Origin of the sequence: Burkholderia sp. SCN-KJ (assembly GCF_024656005.1) — a bacterium.
GTDB lineage: Bacteria > Pseudomonadota > Gammaproteobacteria > Burkholderiales > Burkholderiaceae > Burkholderia.
Genome location: NZ_JANKOG010000011.1, coordinates 124,726 through 142,568 on the forward strand (window position 1 = coordinate 124,726; position 17,843 = coordinate 142,568).

14 protein-coding genes are annotated in these 17,843 nt (G+C 69.0%); 11 read left to right on the forward strand and 3 right to left on the reverse strand.

Translation table 11 applies throughout. From position 1 onward, the window contains the following. Window positions 1-196 precede the first annotated feature (196 nt). The 9 genes from NQV17_RS19715 (at window position 197) to NQV17_RS19755 (ending at window position 13,159) form a co-directional block, all read left to right on the forward strand. Window positions 197-2,332, forward strand: a complete 2,136-nt coding sequence (locus NQV17_RS19715; protein ID WP_257773547.1) for a 3-hydroxyacyl-CoA dehydrogenase NAD-binding domain-containing protein — start codon at window positions 197-199, stop codon at window positions 2,330-2,332. 29 nt (window positions 2,333-2,361) lie between these two features. Then, window positions 2,362-3,558 carry an acyl-CoA dehydrogenase family protein gene (locus NQV17_RS19720; protein WP_044846745.1) on the forward strand — a complete coding sequence of 399 codons (1,197 nt, stop codon included), beginning with the start codon at window positions 2,362-2,364 and terminating at the stop codon, window positions 3,556-3,558. Between the two features lie 14 nt (window positions 3,559-3,572). Next, the gene (locus NQV17_RS19725; protein WP_257773548.1) at window positions 3,573-4,718 is read left to right on the forward strand and encodes an acyl-CoA dehydrogenase family protein; all 1,146 of its coding nucleotides are present in this window, start codon (window positions 3,573-3,575) and stop codon (window positions 4,716-4,718) included. A 30-nt stretch (window positions 4,719-4,748) separates the two neighbouring features. After that, window positions 4,749-5,954 (forward strand): CaiB/BaiF CoA-transferase family protein, encoded by a 1,206-nt coding sequence (locus tag NQV17_RS19730; RefSeq protein WP_257773549.1) that lies wholly within the window; start codon window positions 4,749-4,751, stop codon window positions 5,952-5,954. 97 nt (window positions 5,955-6,051) lie between these two features. Beyond that, window positions 6,052-6,357, forward strand: a complete 306-nt coding sequence (locus NQV17_RS19735) for a DUF485 domain-containing protein (RefSeq protein ID WP_014895931.1) — start codon at window positions 6,052-6,054, stop codon at window positions 6,355-6,357. Window positions 6,358-6,368: 11 nt separating this feature from the next. Continuing rightward, window positions 6,369-8,054 (forward strand): cation acetate symporter, encoded by a 1,686-nt coding sequence (locus NQV17_RS19740; protein ID WP_124571339.1) that lies wholly within the window; start codon window positions 6,369-6,371, stop codon window positions 8,052-8,054. Between the two features lie 358 nt (window positions 8,055-8,412). Next, window positions 8,413-9,702 carry a dicarboxylate/amino acid:cation symporter gene (locus NQV17_RS19745; RefSeq protein WP_044846742.1) on the forward strand — a complete coding sequence of 430 codons (1,290 nt, stop codon included), beginning with the start codon at window positions 8,413-8,415 and terminating at the stop codon, window positions 9,700-9,702. 4 nt (window positions 9,703-9,706) lie between these two features. Next, window positions 9,707-11,731: an ATP-binding protein gene (locus tag NQV17_RS19750; RefSeq protein ID WP_257773550.1), complete on the forward strand. Its 2,025-nt coding sequence runs from the start codon at window positions 9,707-9,709 to the stop codon at window positions 11,729-11,731. A 72-nt stretch (window positions 11,732-11,803) separates the two neighbouring features. Further along, window positions 11,804-13,159 carry a sigma-54 dependent transcriptional regulator gene (locus NQV17_RS19755; protein ID WP_044846740.1) on the forward strand — a complete coding sequence of 452 codons (1,356 nt, stop codon included), beginning with the start codon at window positions 11,804-11,806 and terminating at the stop codon, window positions 13,157-13,159. Window positions 13,160-13,268: 109 nt separating this feature from the next. On the opposite strand, the gene NQV17_RS19760 is transcribed toward NQV17_RS19755, so the two are convergent. After that, window positions 13,269-13,805: a peroxiredoxin gene (locus tag NQV17_RS19760; RefSeq protein ID WP_044846739.1), complete on the reverse strand. Its 537-nt coding sequence runs from the start codon at window positions 13,803-13,805 to the stop codon at window positions 13,269-13,271. A 163-nt stretch (window positions 13,806-13,968) separates the two neighbouring features. Here NQV17_RS19760 and NQV17_RS19765 point away from each other — a divergent pair, with 163 nt between their 5' ends. Beyond that, complete coding sequence (locus NQV17_RS19765) at window positions 13,969-14,541, forward strand: hypothetical protein (RefSeq protein ID WP_257773551.1); 573 nt, start codon at window positions 13,969-13,971, stop codon at window positions 14,539-14,541. A 335-nt stretch (window positions 14,542-14,876) separates the two neighbouring features. On the opposite strand, the gene NQV17_RS19770 is transcribed toward NQV17_RS19765, so the two are convergent. Together NQV17_RS19770 and NQV17_RS19775 are read right to left on the reverse strand one after the other, a co-directional pair. After that, window positions 14,877-16,541, reverse strand: a complete 1,665-nt coding sequence (locus tag NQV17_RS19770; protein WP_257773552.1) for a YifB family Mg chelatase-like AAA ATPase — start codon at window positions 16,539-16,541, stop codon at window positions 14,877-14,879. Between the two features lie 332 nt (window positions 16,542-16,873). After that, entirely contained in the window at window positions 16,874-17,125 is a 252-nt protein-coding gene (locus tag NQV17_RS19775) for an accessory factor UbiK family protein (RefSeq protein WP_006398174.1), read from the reverse strand. Window positions 17,126-17,491: 366 nt separating this feature from the next. On the opposite strand from NQV17_RS19775, the gene NQV17_RS19780 reads away from it, so the two are divergent. Continuing rightward, complete coding sequence (locus NQV17_RS19780; RefSeq protein ID WP_006398175.1) at window positions 17,492-17,830, forward strand: P-II family nitrogen regulator; 339 nt, start codon at window positions 17,492-17,494, stop codon at window positions 17,828-17,830. The last annotated feature ends 13 nt before the right edge of the window (window positions 17,831-17,843 follow it).

Below are 17,843 nucleotides of genomic sequence, written 5' to 3' on the forward strand. Positions count from 1 at the left end.
AAGCATTCAATGTCAAGTCAGACTTGACAGCTTGTAAAGTCGAGCGGGAATTGTCAATGAATCTCGATCAATCGAGAATCGAGTCATGCCCGGCACATGCGCCGGATCGTTTCCCGCCGCGCGGGATCGGGAAGCGGCGCCGGTCGCCGGCCCGGCGACCGGTCCCGCCCGCATGGCGCACCGCAATGGAGACACGATGAATTCAACCGCTTCCCCCGAACCCGCCCAGACCGGCACCGTCACGCGCGAACGGCGCGACAAGGTGCTCGTCGTCACGATCGACCATCCGCCCGTCAACGCGCTGTCCGCCGATGTGCGGCGCGGCCTCGCCGACGCGCTCGACGCCGCGCAGGCCGACGCCGCGATCCGCGCGGTGCTGATCGTCGGCGCCGGCCGCAACTTCATCGCGGGCGCCGACATCCGCGAATTCGGCAAGCCGCCCGTGCCGCCGTCGCTGCCCGACGTCTGCGAGCGGATCGAGTCGAGCGCGAAGCCGGTCGTGGTGGCGCTGCACGGCGCGACGCTCGGCGGCGGCCTCGAAGTCGCGCTCGCCGCGCATTACCGGCTCGCGGTGCCCGGCGCGAAGCTCGGGTTGCCCGAAGTCACGCTCGGCCTGCTGCCCGGCGCGGGCGGCACGCAGCGCGCGCCGCGCCTGATCGGCGCGCAGGCCGCGCTCGACCTGATGCTGACGGGGCGTCACGCAAGCGCCGACGAAGCGCTCGCGCTCGGCGTCGTCGATCGCGTCGCGCACAGCGACGACACGCTCGCCGAAGGTCTCGCCTATGCGCAGGAACTCGTGTCGCTCGGCGCGCCGGCTCGGCGCACCCGCGATGCGCAGGGCCTCGCCGACCGCGCGGCCGCGCAGGCCGCGATCGACGCGGCGCGCGCCGAGTTGCCGAAGAAGTCGCGCGGCCTGTTCTCGCCGGAGAGGATCGTCGACGCGGTCGAGGCCGCGCTCACGCTGTCGTTCGACGCGGGGATGAAGCTCGAACGCAGCCTGTTCCTGCAATGCGTCGACAGCCCGCAGCGCGCGGGCCTCGTGCACGCGTTCTTCGCGGAACGCGAGGCCGCGAAGGCGCCCGAGGCGCGCCGCGCGAGCGCGCGTCCGGTCGAGCGGATCGGCGTGGTCGGCGGCGGCACGATGGGCGCGGGCATCGCGGTCGCGGCACTCGACGCCGGGCTGCCGGTGACGATGATCGAACGCGACGAAGCGTCGCTCGCGCGCGGCCGCGCGCATGTCGAGAAGGTGTACGACGGGCTCGTCGCGAAGGGGCGGATGACGCCGGCCGCGCACGCGGCGCGCCTCGCGCGCTTCAAGGGCAGCACGTCGTACGACGCGCTCGCGCAGGCCGACGTCGTGATCGAGGCGGTGTTCGAGGACATGGCCGTGAAAAAGGCGGTGTTCGCCGAACTCGCGCGCGCGTGCAAGCCGGGCGCGGTGCTCGCGACCAACACGTCGTATCTCGACATCGACGAGCTGGCGGCCGGCATCGACCGGCCGGCCGACGTGATCGGCCTGCATTTCTTCTCGCCGGCGAACGTGATGAAGCTGCTCGAGATCGTCGTGCCGGCGCGCGTCGCCGATGACGTCGTCGCGACCGCGTTCGCGCTGGCCAAGCAGCTGAAAAAGACGCCGGTGCGCGCCGGCGTGTGCGACGGCTTCATCGGCAACCGGATCCTCGCCGTCTATCGCACCGCGGCCGACTACCTGATGGAGGACGGCGCGTCGCCGTACCAGATCGATCGCGCGGTGCGCGAATTCGGCTTCCCGATGGGGCCGTTCCAGGTCGTCGACCTCGCGGGCGGCGACATCGGCTGGGCGACCCGCAAGCGCCGTGCGGCCACGCGCGACCCGCGCGCGCGCTACGTGGAGATTTCCGACCGGCTGTGCGAGCGCGGCTGGTTCGGCCAGAAGACGGGGCGCGGCTACTACCTGTATCCGGACGGCGCGCGCGTCGGCACGCCGGACCCGGAGGTCGAGGCGATCGTCGCGCAGGAGCGTGCGAAGAAGGGCATCACGCCGCGCGCGTTCACCGACGACGAGATCCTGCGCCGCTACCTTGCCGCGATGATCAACGAAGGTGCGAACGTCGTGCACGAGAAGATCGCGCTGCGCCCGCTCGACGTCGACGCGGTGTTCCTGTACGGCTACGGCTTCCCGCGCCATCGCGGCGGCCCGATGCACTACGCGGACACGGTCGGCCTCGCGAACGTGCTCGCCGACATCCGCGCGTTCGCGCAGGAGGATCCGCTGTTCTGGAAACCGTCGCCGCTGCTCGTCGAGCTGGTCGGGCGCGGCGCGGATTTCGCGAGCCTGAACCGTATCGACTGAACGCCCACCGCATTCGCAACGGACCCACGATGGACCTCAATTTCACTCCCGAAGAGGAAGCGTTCCGCACCGAAGTGCAGCGCTTCCTCGCCGCCGAACTGCCCGCGCGCACCGCGCGCAAGGTGAAGGGCGGCCTGCACCTGACGCGCGACGACATGCGCGAATGGCACGCAATCCTGAATGCCCGCGGCTGGCTCGCGAGCCACTGGCCGCGCGAATACGGCGGCCCCGGCTGGAGCGTCGCGCAGAAGTTCCTGTTCGACAACGAATGCGCGCTCGCCGGCGCGCCGCGCATCGTGCCGTTCGGCGTCAACATGCTCGGGCCCGTGCTGATCAAGTACGGCAGCGAAGCGCAGCAGCGCCACTGGCTGCCGCGCATTCTCGACGGCACCGACTGGTGGTGTCAGGGCTATTCGGAGCCGGGCGCCGGTTCCGACCTCGCATCGGTGAAGACGAGCGCGGTGCGCGATGGCGATCACTACGTCGTGAACGGCCAGAAGACGTGGACCACGCTCGGCCACTACGCGAACATGATCTTCTGCCTCGTGCGCACCGCGACCGACGTGCGCAAGCAGGAGGGCATCAGCTTCCTGCTGATCGACATGAACACGCCGGGCGTCGAAGTGCGCCCGATCATCACGCTCGACGGCGAGCACGAGGTGAACGAAGTGTTCTTCACCGACGTGCGCGTGCCCGTGGCGAACCTGGTCGGCGAAGAAAACCGCGGCTGGACCTGCGCGAAATACCTGCTCACGTACGAGCGCACCAACATCGCCGGGATCGGCTTCTCGACGGCCGCGCTCGAGCGGCTGCGCGCGGTGGCCGCGAAGGTCACGAAGAACGGCCGGCCGCTCGCCGACGATCCGTTCTTCGCGGCGCGCATCGCGCGCGTCGAGATCGAACTCGAGAACATGCGCACGACCAACCTGCGCGTGCTGGCGGCGGTCGCGGGCGGCGGCGTGCCGGGCGCGGAAAGCTCGATGCTGAAGATTCGCGGCACGCAGATCCGCCAGGAGATCACCGCGCTGATGCGCCGCGCGATGGGGCCGTACGCTCAGCCGTTCGTCGACGCAGCGCTCGATGCCGATTACGACGGCGAGCCGGTCGGCCCGGACGAGGCCGCGAGCGCCGCGCAGCAGTACTTCAACAACCGCAAGCTGTCGATCTTCGGCGGCTCGAACGAGATCCAGAAGAACATCATCGCGAAGATGATGCTCGGGCTGTAACGAGGGACGCGACGATGGATTTCCAGCACACAGAAGACCGCCGGATGCTGGCGGACACGTTGAACCGCTTCATCGCCGAACGGTATGCGTTCCCGGTGCGCGACCGCATCGCCCAGTCGGCCGAAGGCTTCGATCGCGCGATGTGGCGGCGCTTCGCCGAACTAGGCGCGGTCGGCGCGCTGTTTGCCGAAGCCGACGGCGGCTTCGGCGGCGCGGGTTTCGACATCGCCGTGGTGTTCGAATGCCTCGGCCGCGGGCTCGTGGTCGAGCCGTTCCTCGGCACGCTGCTCGCGGGTCGCGCGCTGGCGCTGGCCGGCGGCGACGCACATCGCGCGCGGCTGGCCGCGCTGATCGACGGTACCGCGAGCGCCGCGTTCGCGCACGACGAGCCGGGCTCGCACTACGAACTGACGACCGTGCGCACGCGCGCCGAGCGCACCGGCGACGGCTGGGTGCTGACGGGCGCGAAGGGCGTCGTCGACCAGGCCGCGCAGGCGGCGTTCTTCGTCGTCAGCGCGCGCGTGTCCGGTCAGGACGACGACGCGGCCGGCATCGGCCTGTTCGTCGTGCCGGCCGACGCGCCGGGCGTGTCGCTGCGGGACTACAAGAAGATCGACGGCGGCCGCGCGGCCGAGGTGCGCTTCGAGCGCGTCGTGCTGCCGGGCGATGCCGCGCTCGGCGTGCCGGAAACTCAGGATGACGAAGCAGGCGCCGCATTGCTCGAGCGCGTGCTCGGCTATGGCCTGCTCGCGCTGTCGGCGGAGGCGCTCGGCGCGATGGACGTCGCGAAGGAAGCGACGCTCGACTACCTGCGCACGCGCAAGCAGTTCGGGCTGCCGATCGGCAGCTTCCAGGCGCTGCAGCACCGGATGGCCGACCTGCTGCTCGAAGTCGAGCAGGCGCGCTCGGCGGTGATCAACGCGGCCGCGCAGCTCGATGCGCCGCGCGCGGTGCGCGAGCGCGCGCTCGCGGCGGCCAAGTACACCGTCGGCCGGATCGGCACGCTGGTCGCCGAGGAGAGCATCCAGCTGCACGGCGGGATCGGGATGACGTGGGAGCTGCCGCTATCGCATTACGCGAAGCGGCTCGTGATGATCGATCACCAGCTCGGCGACGAGGATCACCATCTCGCGCGCTACATCGCGCTGTCGAAACAATAAAGACGAACGACGCGAATGGAGGAGACAAGGATGACGAACGAATCGCGCGCGTTGCCGCTGGCCGGCGTGAAGGTGCTCGATTTCTCGCGCGTGCTGGCAGGCCCGTGGTGCGCGATGGTGCTTGCCGATTTCGGCGCGGAAGTGATCAAGGTCGAGCATCCGGCGCGCGGCGACGACACACGCGACTGGGGCTTGCGGATCGGCGACACCGAAACGACCTACTTCAACAGCGTGAACCGCAGCAAGCGCTCGATCTGTCTCGACCTGCAGACCGACGAAGGGCGGCGGCTCGCGCGCGAGCTGGCCGCGCAGGCCGACGTGGTGCTGCACAACTTCAAGTTCGGCGGCGCGGAAAAACTCGGGCTCGGCTACGACGCGCTGGCCGCGCTCAATCCGCGGCTCGTGCATTGCGCGATTTCCGGCTACGACCGCTCGGGCCCGGAAGCCGCGCGGCCCGGCTACGACCTCGTCGTGCAGGGCGAGGCCGGGCTGATGGCGCTGAACGGCGAGGCCGCCCAGCCGCCGCTGAAATTCGGTGTCGCGGCGGTCGACCTGTTCACCGGCATGTATTCGGCGCAGGCGATCCTCGCCGCGCTGTACGAGCGTCATGCGACGGGGCGCGGGCGGCGCATCGAGATGGCGCTGTTCGACTGCGGGCTGATGATCACCGCGTACTACGGGCTCGATGCGTTGCTGATGGGCGAGGATCCGCCGCGCTACGGCAATGCGCATCCGTCGATCGTGCCGTACGGCGTGTTCGATGCGGCCGACGGCCAGCTCGTGATCACGGTCGGCAACAACACGCAGTTCGCGCGTTTCTGCGATGCGATCGAGCGGCCCGACCTCGCCGCGGACGAACGCTACAAGACCAACCTCGGCCGCTCGGAGAACCGCGCCGCGCTGCTGCCGGAGATTCGCGGCGAACTCGCGCGGCGGCCGCGCGCGACGCTGCTCGCGGCGCTCGCCGCCGGCGGCATTCCGTGCGGCGAAGTGCTCGGGCTGCACGAAGCGCTGACATCCGAGCGCGCGACCCGGGCGGGGCTCGTCACGCGGCAGCCGCATCCGGTCGCGGGCGGCGTCGACGTGCTCGCGCCGCCGTATCGCTTCGACGGTGCGCGGCTGCCGGTGCGCGGCGCGCCGCCGGTGCTCGGCGCCGATACGGACGCGGTGCTCGACGGCTGGCTCGGGATGTCGGCCGACGAGGTCGCGCGACTGCGCGCGGATCGCGTCGTGTAACGCATTGACGTGCCGCCACGGCGCGGGCGGATCGATTGGCGCGCCGGCCATCCACAAGACACTTCTCGCGAAACGACGAGGAGACATTGGAGACACCATGGAGCTTTCCGTCATCGAATCGGTCACGGCGCGCCGCGACTACCAGCAGCTCGTGCGCGCACGGCGCCGCTTCAGCTTCACGCTGACGGCACTGATGATCGCCACGTACTACGGCTTTATCCTGCTCGTCGCGCTCGCGCCCCACGTGCTTGCGGCGCCGCTGTACCGCGGCGCGACGACGACGGTCGGGATCGCCGCGGGCGTCGCGATCATCCTGGTCGCGATCGGCCTGACCGCGTGCTACGTGCTGCGCGCGAACCGTGCGTTCGACCGCCGCGTCGACGCGATCCTGCAGCGTTCGTGACGGAGGCCGACATGCGACGCACTTCGAGCGCGCTCGGCGCGCTGGCCGTTCTCGTTTCCTCCACCGCGCACGCGACCGGCGTCGCGGGCCCGATGCCCGACAAGGTCGAGCTGAACCCGGTGGCGATCGCGATGTTCTTCGCGTTCGTGTTCGCGACGCTCGCGCTTACGCGCTGGGCCGCGCGCCGCACGCGTTCGACGCGCGACTTCTACACGGCCGGCGGCGGCATCACCGGGCTGCAGAACGGGCTCGCGATCGCGGGCGACTACATGTCGGCCGCGTCGTTCCTCGGGCTGTCGGGGATGGTGTTCATGTTCGGCTTCGACGGGCTGATCTACTCGATCGGCTTCCTGGTCGGCTGGCCGTTCGTGATGTTCCTGATCGCCGAGCCGCTGCGCAACCTCGGCAAGTTCACGTTCGTCGACGTGGTCGCGTACCGCTTCGCGCAGCGGCCGATCCGGCTCCTGACGTCCGCGAACGCGCTGACGATCGTCGTGCTGTACCTGGTCGTGCAGATGGTCGGCGCGGGCAAGCTGATCCAGCTGCTGTTCGGGCTGTCGTACGGCACGGCCGAGCTGATCGTCGGCGTGCTGATGGTCGTCTACGTGTTCTTCGGCGGAATGACCGCGACCACCTGGGTGCAGGTGATCAAGGCCGTGCTGCTGCTGTGCGGCGCGACGCTGCTCGTCCTGCTCGCGCTCGCCGAATTCGGCTTCAGCGTCGATGAGATGTTCCGTCGCGCGGTGGCCGTGCATCCGGGCGCGCTGTCGATCATGGGGCCCGGCAAGCTGATCCGCGATCCGGCCAACGCGCTGTCGCTCGGCATCGCGCTGATGTTCGGCACGGCCGGCTTCCCGCACATCCTGATGCGCTTCTTCACGGTGCCGAACGCGAAGGAGGCGCGCAAGTCGGTGCTCTACGCGACCGGCTTCATCGGCTATTTCTATCTGCTGACGTTCGTGATCGGCTTCTCGGCGATCGTGCTGCTCGCGCAGCATCCGGAATTCTTCCGGCTCGGCGCGAACGGCACCTTCAACCTGACGCACGACCTGCTCGGCGGCTCGAACATGGTCGCGGTGAAGCTCGCGCAGGCGGTCGGCGGCAACTGGTTCTACGGCTTCATCGCGGCCGTCACGTTCGCGACGATCCTCGCGGTGGTCGCCGGGCTGACGCTCGCCGGCGCGACCACGATCTCGCACGACCTGTATGCGCAGATGTGGGCGCGCGGCAAGCCCGACGAGCGGCTGGAAATGCGCATCTCGCGCGCGGCGACGATCGGCTTGTCCGCGGTCGCGATCGCGCTGTCGATCCTGTTCGAGCACGTCAACGTCGCGTTCATGGTCGGCCTCGTCGCGGCGGTGGCCGCCAGCGCCAATTTCCCGGTGCTCGCGATGTCGATCTTCTGGCGCGGGATGACGACGCGCGGCGCGGTGCTCGGCGGCGGCCTCGGCCTCGCGTCGGCGGTGGCGCTGACGGTGCTGTCGAAGTCGGTGTGGGTCGACGTGCTGCACCACGCGCACGCGCCGGTGTTCCTCGACAACCCGGCGCTCGTGTCGGTGCCGCTCGCGTTCGTGGGGATCGTCGTCGGCTCGCTCGCGGACCGCGGCGAGCGCGCGCGGCGCGAGCGCGACGCGTTCGCGCAGCAGGAGTTCTATGCGCAGACGGGCGTGCTGGCCGGTGAAGCCGTGCAGCATTGATTCGTCGGATGAAACGATCGATCCGTCCGGATCGCCGGACGGATATTTTCCGGAAATCCGGAATCCCGGATTTCCTTGCCTGCCGCATTATGAGAAATACAATGAAAACAACGGCTTGAGGGGTTCCGGAAACCTGGCATCGACCTTGCGATATAAAGCGCACGGCCATCCCCCGGCCGAACTACTACAGCAAGCAAGGAGACAACCGATGACCAATGCCTTCCTCCCCCTCCGGATGTCCTGAGGCATCGCTTGTTGCGGCACGGCAGCCGCGCGGGCGAATGCCTTCTCCCCTGAGACATTCGCCTGCGCGCGTGACGCCGTTTCCACCGGCTCATCTACTTCAGCAGGAACCATCGTGAAGAAGAAACCCTTCTACAAAGTGCTCTATGTGCAGGTGATCTTCGCCATCATCGTCGGCGTGATCCTCGGCCACTTCTATCCGTCGCTCGCCACCGAGATGAAACCGCTCGGCGACGGCTTCATCAAGCTGATCAAGATGGTGATCGGACCGATCATCTTCTGTACGGTCGTCACCGGCATCGCCGGCATGGAGGACATGAAGAAGGTCGGCCGCGTCGGCGGCAAGGCGCTGCTGTACTTCGAGATCGTGTCGACCTTCGCGCTGCTGCTCGGCCTCGCGGCCACGCACATCCTGCGTCCGGGCGTCGGCTTCAACATCGATCCGGCGACGCTGAACGGCAAGGAAGTCGCATCGTACGCGGCGAAGGCGCACGGGCAGTCGACGGTCGACTTCCTGATGCACATCATCCCGAACACGATGGTCGATGCGTTCGCGCAGGGCGAAATCCTGCAGATCCTGCTGATCGCGCTGCTGTTCGGCAGCGTGCTCGCGCACCTCGGCGAGCGCGGCAAGGTCGTGACCGACTTCATCGACGGCCTCACGCGCGTGCTGTTCGGCATCGTGCACATCGTCACGAAGCTGGCGCCGATCGGCGCGTTCGGCGCGATGGCGTTCACGATCGGCAAGTACGGCGTCGGCTCGCTGGTGCCGCTGCTCAAGCTGATCGGCACGTTCTACCTGACGTCGGTCGTGTTCGTGCTGGTCGTGCTCGGCGCGATCGCGCGCTTCACGGGCTTCTCGATCATCCGCTTCGTGTCGTACATCAAGGAAGAGCTGCTGATCGTGCTCGGCACGAGCTCGTCGGAAGCCGCGCTGCCGCAACTGATGGAAAAGCTCGAGAAGGCCGGCTGCTCGCGTTCGGTCGTCGGCCTCGTCGTGCCGACCGGCTATTCGTTCAACCTCGACGGCACCAACATCTACATGACGATGGCCGTGCTGTTCATCGCGCAGGCGACCAACATCGAACTGACGTGGATGCAGCAGCTCACGCTGCTCGCGGTCGCGATGCTGACGTCGAAGGGCGCGAGCGGCGTCACGGGCGCGGGCTTCATCACGCTCGCCGCGACGCTCGCCGTCGTGCCGACGATCCCGCTGTCGGGCATGGTGCTGATCCTCGGCATCGACCGCTTCATGAGCGAATGCCGCGCGCTGACCAACATCGTCGGCAACGGCGTCGCGACGGTCGTCGTGTCGGCCTGGGAGAAGGAACTCGACCGCAACAAGCTGCGCCAGGCGCTGAAGGGCGGCGGCGAGGTCACGCCGACCGAGACGGCCGGCGTCTGACGTCATGAAGGAGCAGGCGGCGGCACCGCCCGCGGGCGGTGCGCCGCGCGGCGGACGGGGCAGCGACGAGGCGCCCTATGACACAATAGGCGATCCGCATCGCCAGGAAGTCACGTCCGTGAAGCGCCGCCTGCTCATCCTCGTCGTGCTTGCCGCCGCGCTCGCGGCGGCGTGCGCGCTGACGTGGACCATCACGTGGCAGCGCGGCGTCGCCGAGCTGCAGCGCAACGCCGCGGTGCGGGTCGACCGCACCACCAACGCGCTCAAGAGCACGCTCGACCGCTACGAATCGCTGCCTTATCTGCTCGGCAGCCATCCGTACGTGCTGGACCTGCTCGCCGAGCCGAAGCGCGCCGATTTCACCGCGCGCGCGAACCGCTATCTCGAGGACCTCAACGAACACGCGCACGCGACCGTCACCTACGTGATCGGCGCGGACGGCCTGTGCGTCGCCGCCAGCAACTGGCGCGCGCCGGACAGCTTCGTCGGGAACGGCTACCAGTTTCGTCCGTATTTCATCGACGCGATGAACGGCCGGGTCGGCCGCTTCTTCGCGATCGGCACGATCTCGCGCGACCCCGGCTACTACATCTCGCAGCCGGTGTGGCGCGACGGCAGGATCGCGGGCGTCGTCGTCGTGAAGCTCAATCTCGAATGGTTCCAGGGCGCCGATGCGTCCGAGCCGCTCGTCGTCGCGGACGATCATGGCGTCGTGTTCCTGTCGTCCGTGCCCGCCTGGAAGTACCACACGCTGCATCCGCTGACGGGGCCCGTCGCCGCGTCGATCTACGAGACGCGCCAGTACGCGCAGCAGCCCGTCACGCCGCTGCCGCTGCGCGTCGAGCAGGTGCTCGGCGCCGATGCGGAGATCGTGCGCCTCGGTGCGGCCGGCGTAGGCCCCGGCCTGCGCGCGCCGCGTTTCCTCGCCAGCAAGCGGCGGATCGGCGAGCCCGACTGGCTGCTCGTCACGCTCGCGCCGATCGCGCCCATCGACGCCGACGCGCGCAACGCGACGATCGTCACGGGCTTCGGCTTCGTGTCGGTCGCGTTGCTCGCGTTCTACTGGCGCATGCGCCGCGCGCGCGTGCGCGAGATGATCCGCGGCCGCGCGCTGCTGCAGCAGGCGTATGCGGAGCTGAACCGGCGCGTCGAGGAACGCACGGCCGACCTGTCGGAAGCGAACGAGCAATTGCAGAAGGAAGTCGGCGACCGGATCCGCGCGGAGCAGGAATTGCGCGCCGCGCACGACGAACTGATCCAGGCGAGCAAGCTCGCCGCGCTCGGCCAGATGGCGGCCGGCATCACGCATGAACTGAACCAGCCGCTCGCGGCGTTGCGCAGCTTCTCGGACAACACGCGCGTGCTGCTCGATCGCGGCGAGCAGGCGGCCGCGCGCGAGAACCTCGAGGCGATCGCCGCGCTGACCGAGCGGATGGGCAAGATCACCAACCAGCTGAAGCTGTTCGTCGGCCGCGCGAAGCCGCGCAACGAACAGGCGCTCGTCGTGCGCGCGCTGCGCAGCGTGCTGTCGCTGCTCGGCGACCGGCTGCGCGGCGTCGCGCTTACGCTGACGCTGCAGGATGCGACGGTGTTGCCCGCGCAGGATGCGCCGCTCGATCTGGCGCGCGACTATCCGGAACTCGTCGCCCGCTGCGAGGACCTGCGCCTCGAACAGGTGCTGATCAACCTGCTCGGCAACGCGCTCGACGCGGTCGCGGGCGTCGCCGCGCCGGCGATCGAAGTGACGATCGCGGTGTCGGTCGCGACGCTCGCGGTCGAGGTGCGCGACAACGGCTCCGGCATCGCGCCCGAGCTGCTGCCGCGGCTGTTCGAACCGTTCTTCACGACCAAGGAAATGGGGCGCGGGCTCGGGCTCGGGCTCGCGATCTCGTCGTCGATCGCGAGCGACGCGGGCGGCGCGCTGACCGCGCGCAATGCGCCGTCCGGCGGCGCGCTGTTCGTCTTGACGCTGCGGCGCGCGCGCACGCATCATCCGGACGCCGTGTCCGAGCCGGCGGGCTCGCGCTAGGCACCGCACGACCGCATCAACGAGAGCCGCGCGCACCACCGCCGCGCGGTCTGTCAGGAGCAAGTGACTACGATGGCCAACCGGCTGCAAGTGATCTATATCGAAGACGATGCGCTCGTTCGCCGGGCGAGCGTGCAGAGCCTCCAGCTCGCCGGGTTCGACGTCGTCGGGTTCGAATCGGCCGAGGCGGCCGACAAGGCGATCGTCGCGGAAACCGCCGGCGCGATCGTCAGCGACATCCGGCTGCCCGGCGCAAGCGGGCTCGACCTGCTCGCGCAGTGCCGCGAGCGCGTGCCCGACGTGCCCGTGATCCTCGTCACCGGCCACGGCGACATCTCGATGGCCGTGCAGGCGATGCGCGACGGCGCGTACGACTTCATCGAAAAGCCGTTCGCGGCCGAGCGGCTGATCGAGACGGTGCGCCGCGCGCTCGAGCGGCGCGAGCTCGTGCTCGAGAACCATGCGCTGCGGCGCGAGCTGGCCGGCCAGAACATCGTCGCGCCGCGCATCATCGGCCGCAGTCCGGCGATCGAACAGGTGCGCAAGCTGATCGCGAACGTCGCGCCCACCGACGCATCGGTGCTGATCAACGGCGACACGGGCGCCGGCAAGGAGCTGATCGCGCGCAGCCTGCACGAGCTGTCGCCGCGCCGCGACAAGCCGTTCATCGCGGTGAACTGCGGCGCGCTGCCCGAGCCGATGTTCGAGTCGGAGATGTTCGGCTACGAGCCCGGCGCGTTCACCGGCGCCGCGAAGCGCCGCGTCGGCAAGCTCGAATATGCGTCCGGCGGCACGCTGTTCCTCGACGAAATCGAAAGCATGCCGCTCGCGTTGCAGGTGAAGCTCCTGCGCGTGCTGCAGGACGGCGTGCTCGAGCGGCTCGGCTCGAACCAGCCGATCCGCGTGAACTGCCGCGTCGTCGCGGCCGCGAAAGGCGACATGAGCGAACTCGTCGCGGCCGGCACGTTCCGGCGCGACCTGCTGTACCGGCTCAACGTCGTGACGATCGCGCTGCCGCCGCTCGCCGAGCGCCGCGAGGACATCGTGCCGCTGTTCGAGCACTTCATGCTCGACGCGGCCGTGCGCTACGGGCGGCCGGCCCCCGTGCTGACCGACCGGCAGCGCGCGAGCCTGATGCAGCGCGACTGGCCCGGCAACGTGCGCGAGCTGCGCAACGCGGCCGACCGCTTCGTGCTCGGCGTCGCCGACATGCCGCAGGAAGCCGGTGCGAGCGGCGACGATGCCGAGAGCGACCAGACGCTGAAGGAGCGCATCGAGCAGTTCGAGCGCGCGGTGATCGCCGAGGCGCTGAACCAGACGGGCGGCGCCGTCGCCGCGACGGCCGACCGGCTGCATGTCGGCAAGGCGACGCTGTACGAGAAGATGAAGCGCTACGGGCTGTCGGCGAAAGGCGAAACCGAGCGCTGAAAAAGAGACGGACCGCGGAACCGGGCTGGCCGGTCGTGCGGTCCGTGGTGCGGAGCAGGGCGCGGCGGGCGGCCCTGCGAGCCTTGTCGTGCGGTGCGGCCGGCGGCGCTCAGGCCGCGTTGCCGTCGAGCGCCTTCTTGAGCAGCGCGTCGAGTTCCGCGAATTGCGGGGCGCCGACGTAGCGCTTCAGGATCTTGCCGTCCTTGTCGACGACGAAGGTGGTCGGCGTGAGCTGCACGTTGCCGAACTGCTTCGCGACGCTGCCGTCGTCGAGTGCGACCTTGAACGGCAGCTGGCGCGTCTGCGCATAGTTCGCGACGTACATCGGCGGATCGTAGTTCATCGCGACCGCGACGAACTCCAGCCCCTGACCCTTGAAGCGATTGTAGGTATCGACCATCTGCGGCATTTCCTGCATGCAGGTCGCGCAACTCGTCGCCCAGAAGTTCACGAGGTAGACCTTGCCCTTCAGGTCGCCGGCCGTCGATACCTTCTGACCGGACAGCAGCGTGAACGTGGCGTCCGGCACGGTGGACTTGCCGTTGAACGCGAAGAAGCCGGCAACGGCGATGGCCGCGACGACGACGGCCGCGACGATATAGCGGGCGGGGCCGGTGCGGCGCTGGGCGGGAGGCGTGGTGTTCATCTGCGGTGCTCTCGGAGTCGGTCGATGACGCGGATCGATGCAAAGGACGTCGAAATTCGGCGGTTATTTTAGCGCGAATGCGGCGCGCGCACCGGCGGCCGCCACACATCCCGGGTGTCGGCTTCGGCGGATAATGCGCCTTTTGCCTGTCCCCATCACTGCCATGCCGAAGGAAGTCATCGATCCGTTGCGCCCCCTTTTTCGTCCGCTGCGACACTTCGCCGCGCTCGCGTGCGTGAGCGCGGCGCTGGCCGCGTGCTCGCCGTCATATGACTGGCGTACGCTGCACAACGATGCCGGCTACACGATCGACCTGCCGGCGAAGCCGACCGTCGAGAACCAGCCGGTGGCGGTCGGCGGCGCGTCGATGCCGATGCGGATGCAGGCCGCGCACGTCGACGGCGCGGTGTTCGCGGTCGGCACGCTGACGCTGCCCGACGACCGCGACGACACGCGCCGCGCGGCGCTCGAGTTCCTGCGTTCCGGGCTGTCGCGCAATCTCGAAGGCGTGCCGCAGACGGCCTCGGTGCCAGTGCCGCTCGCGGCCGGCGGCGCGGTAAACGGGCTCGAGCTGCGCATCGCGGGTGCGGCGAGCGGCGGCGACCGCTCGCGCAAGACGATCGTCGCGCGGCTCGTGGCGCGCGGCCGGCACGCGTACCAGGCCGTCGCGATCGCCGACGGGCCGCTCGCGCAGGAGCAGCTCGACCAGTTTTTCGGCTCGTTCAGACTCGACTGAACAGCGGCCGGCGAGGGCGCTCAGACACTTCATGACAATTGAATGTTCATTCGCAACTTTCGGTGCTAATCGCCGGATTTTGCGGGGATTTTTCGGCTATCCACAGCGCATGTGGATAACTTTGTTGAAAAGTTGACCGAATCGCCCGCAAAGCCGCGCCGGACGGCCTTCCGGCGCATTTGACAGTTGGCTATCCATTTCGGAAAAATCAATAAAAACAAAGAGATACGAATTTCGCGGCGAAGGAGTGCCCGCGCCGGGTGATCAGGGGCCGGATTCGTGAAATTGTGCATAAGTCAAGTCTTGACAGTCATATTTTGTCCTCCGCGGGGCATTCATGGTGCCGTGAGCGCACGCCGGTAGCGGATCGCCTCGGCGATCTGCGCGGCCGTCGGCAACGGGTCGCCGGCCAGGTCGGCGATCGTCCGTGCGACCTTCAGCACGCGGAAATACGCGCGTGCCGACCAGCCGAAGCGCTCGCCGGCCTCGCGCAGCAGCCGCTCGCCGTCGTCGGTCGGCCGGCACAGGTCGTCGGTCTCGCGCCCGCTTAGCATGTGGTTGGTCTTGCCCTGCCGGTCGAGCTGCAGCGCACGCGCCCGGGCGACCCGCGCGGCGACCGCGGCGCTCGGCTCGCCGGGCGCCGTCGCGCGCGACGCGAGTTCGGCCGGCGACAGCGCGGGCAGGTCGATCTGGATGTCGATGCGGTCGAGCAGCGGCCCCGACAGCTTGCGCAGATAGCGCGTGGCGAGCTCCGGGGTGCAGCGGCAGCGCCCGGACGGATCGCCGTGCCAGCCGCACGGGCACGGATTCATCGCGGCGATCAGCTGGCACGCGGCGGGGAAGTCGGCCTGCTGCGCCGCACGCGAGATCGTGATGCGGCCGACTTCCAGCGGCTCGCGCAGCATCTCCAGCACGTGCCGGTCGAATTCGGGCAGTTCGTCGAGAAACAGCACGCCGAGGTGCGCGAGCGTGATCTCGCCCGGCTGCGGCGGGTTGCGGCCGCCGACCAGCGCGGCGGCGCTCGACGAGTGGTGCGGCGCGCGGAACGGGCGCCGCCGCCAGTGCGCGGGCGAGAAGCCGATGCGGCTCGCGGAAAGGAGCGCGGCCGACGCCAGCGCCTCGTCGTCGGTCAGCGGCGGCAGGAGGCCGGGCAGGCGCGCGGCGAGCATCGACTTGCCGGCGCCGGGCGGCCCGATCATCAGCATGTGGTGCCCGCCCGCGGCGGCGACTTCGAGCGCGCGCCGGGCGCCGCGCTGGCCGACGACGTCTGCGAGATCGGGGGCGGCCGGCGCCGGCACGCCGTCGAGGCCGGGCGCCTCGACCGGCGCGAGCCGCGCATCCGGCGCACCGGCCAGGTGCGCGCATAGCGCGGGCAGGTCGGGCGCGCCGAACACGGTGACACCCGGCACCAGCGCGGCCTCGGCCGCGCTGTCGAGCGGCAGGTACAGCTCGGGCGGACGGGCTGCGGCCGCCGGCCCGGACGGCGCGACGGCCGCGGCGCGAGAGCCGAAGCCCGCGCCGGTCCCCGTGGCGGCGGGCCCGAAGCCGGATCCGGTCTCCGCGGCGCAGGAGCCGAAGCCCGCTCCAGTCGCCGCGGCGCGCCAGTCCCGTGCCGCGCCGCACGCCATCGCGAACGCGCCCCGCATCGGCCGCAGCGCGCCGGTCAGCGACAGTTCGCCCGCGAATTCGCGGCCGGCCAGCGCGTCGGCCGGGAGCTGGCCGTTCGCGGCGAGGATGCCGAGCGCGATCGGCAGGTCGAAGCGGCCGGACTCCTTCGGCAGGTCGGCCGGCGCGAGATTGACGGTGATGCGCCTGACGGGGAAGTCGAATCCGCAGTTCTGCAGCGCGGCGCGCACGCGCTCGCGGCTTTCGCGGACTTCGAGATCGGGCAGGCCGACGATCGAGAACGACGGCAACCCGTTGGCAAGATGGACTTCGACGGTGACGTCCGGCGCGCGGCCGGCCGCCGGCGCGCGACTGCGCACCACGGCGAGCGACATGGCGAGGCTCCTTTAAATGAATCGGACGGGCAACGGCCATTCGGGCCGCATGCCGCGGGAATCGGAGGAATCGGTGCGCGCTTGCCGGCGTGGCGCGGAAAAAAGAACGAGGAACGACGAACAGCGAAGCGCTACAAACAGCGAAGAGCGAAGAGCGAAGAGCGAAGAGCGAAGAGCGAGGAACAGCGAAGAACGAAGAACAGCGAAGAACGAGGAACAGCGAAGAGCGGAGGACTGCGAGGAACGACGGAACGACTGACCGGCCGACTTCAGTTGTCAGGCGCGGGCCGCACGAGGCGGCCCGCGCCCGGACCTGTCGGTCGGGTGGGGCGTCAGGCCTGGGACGCTGCGAGCTTCTGCTCGAGTTCCGCGACGCGCTTCTCGAGTTCCTCGAGACGCACGCGGGTGCGGGCGAGCACCTGTGCCTGCGTGTCGAACTCCTCGCGCGTGACGAGATCGAGCTTCGAGAAGCCTTGCGACAGCATGGCCTTCACGTTGCGCTCGACATCCTTGGCCGGCGAGTTTTTCAGCAGGTCGCTGACGCGCGACTGCAGGTCGTTGAAAACATCGCTGGGTTGCTTCATGAGATTTCCTTCCTTGCACAAAAAGTGTGCATCTTCAGTTGCGTACGTGCCCATGATGCACGCATGACCGGAAATGGTGCGCGCGTGGCGCGAATTCCGGGCATGGCGCCCGCATGGGTGAATGGCCCGGTGATCCGGGACGTGCGTGCACTCTAGCAATGATCCTTTCGGCGCGCCAGCAAACCTGGGCCACGTTGGCCATTCGGCCGGGCTTCCGCATCTTTTCCGTACCTTTCAGCACGCGATGCAACCCCGTTTCGGAGCCATTCGAGGCGGTGCTCGCGCGAACATGGCATGCGAGTTGCTGAGGAGAGACCGTCACACCATTCCAACCAATTCGACGGGACCAACCTGCGAGAGGACTTCATGAAACTCATTACCGCAATCATCAAGCCGTTCAAGCTCGATGAGACGCGCGAAGCGCTCTCCGCGCTCGGCGTCTCGGGCATCACGGTCACTGAGGTGAAAGGGTTCGGGCGCCAGAAGGGGCACACCGAGCTGTACCGGGGCGCCGAGTACGTGGTCGATTTCCTGCCGAAGATGAAGATCGAGGCGGCCGTGTCCGACGATCTCGTCGACCAGGCGGTCGAGGCGATCGAGCGTGCAGCCCGCACCGGCAAGATCGGCGACGGGAAGATCTTCGTCACGCCGATCGAGCAAGTGATCCGGATCCGGACCGGGGAGACCGGCGCAGACGCGCTGTAACAGACCAAGACAA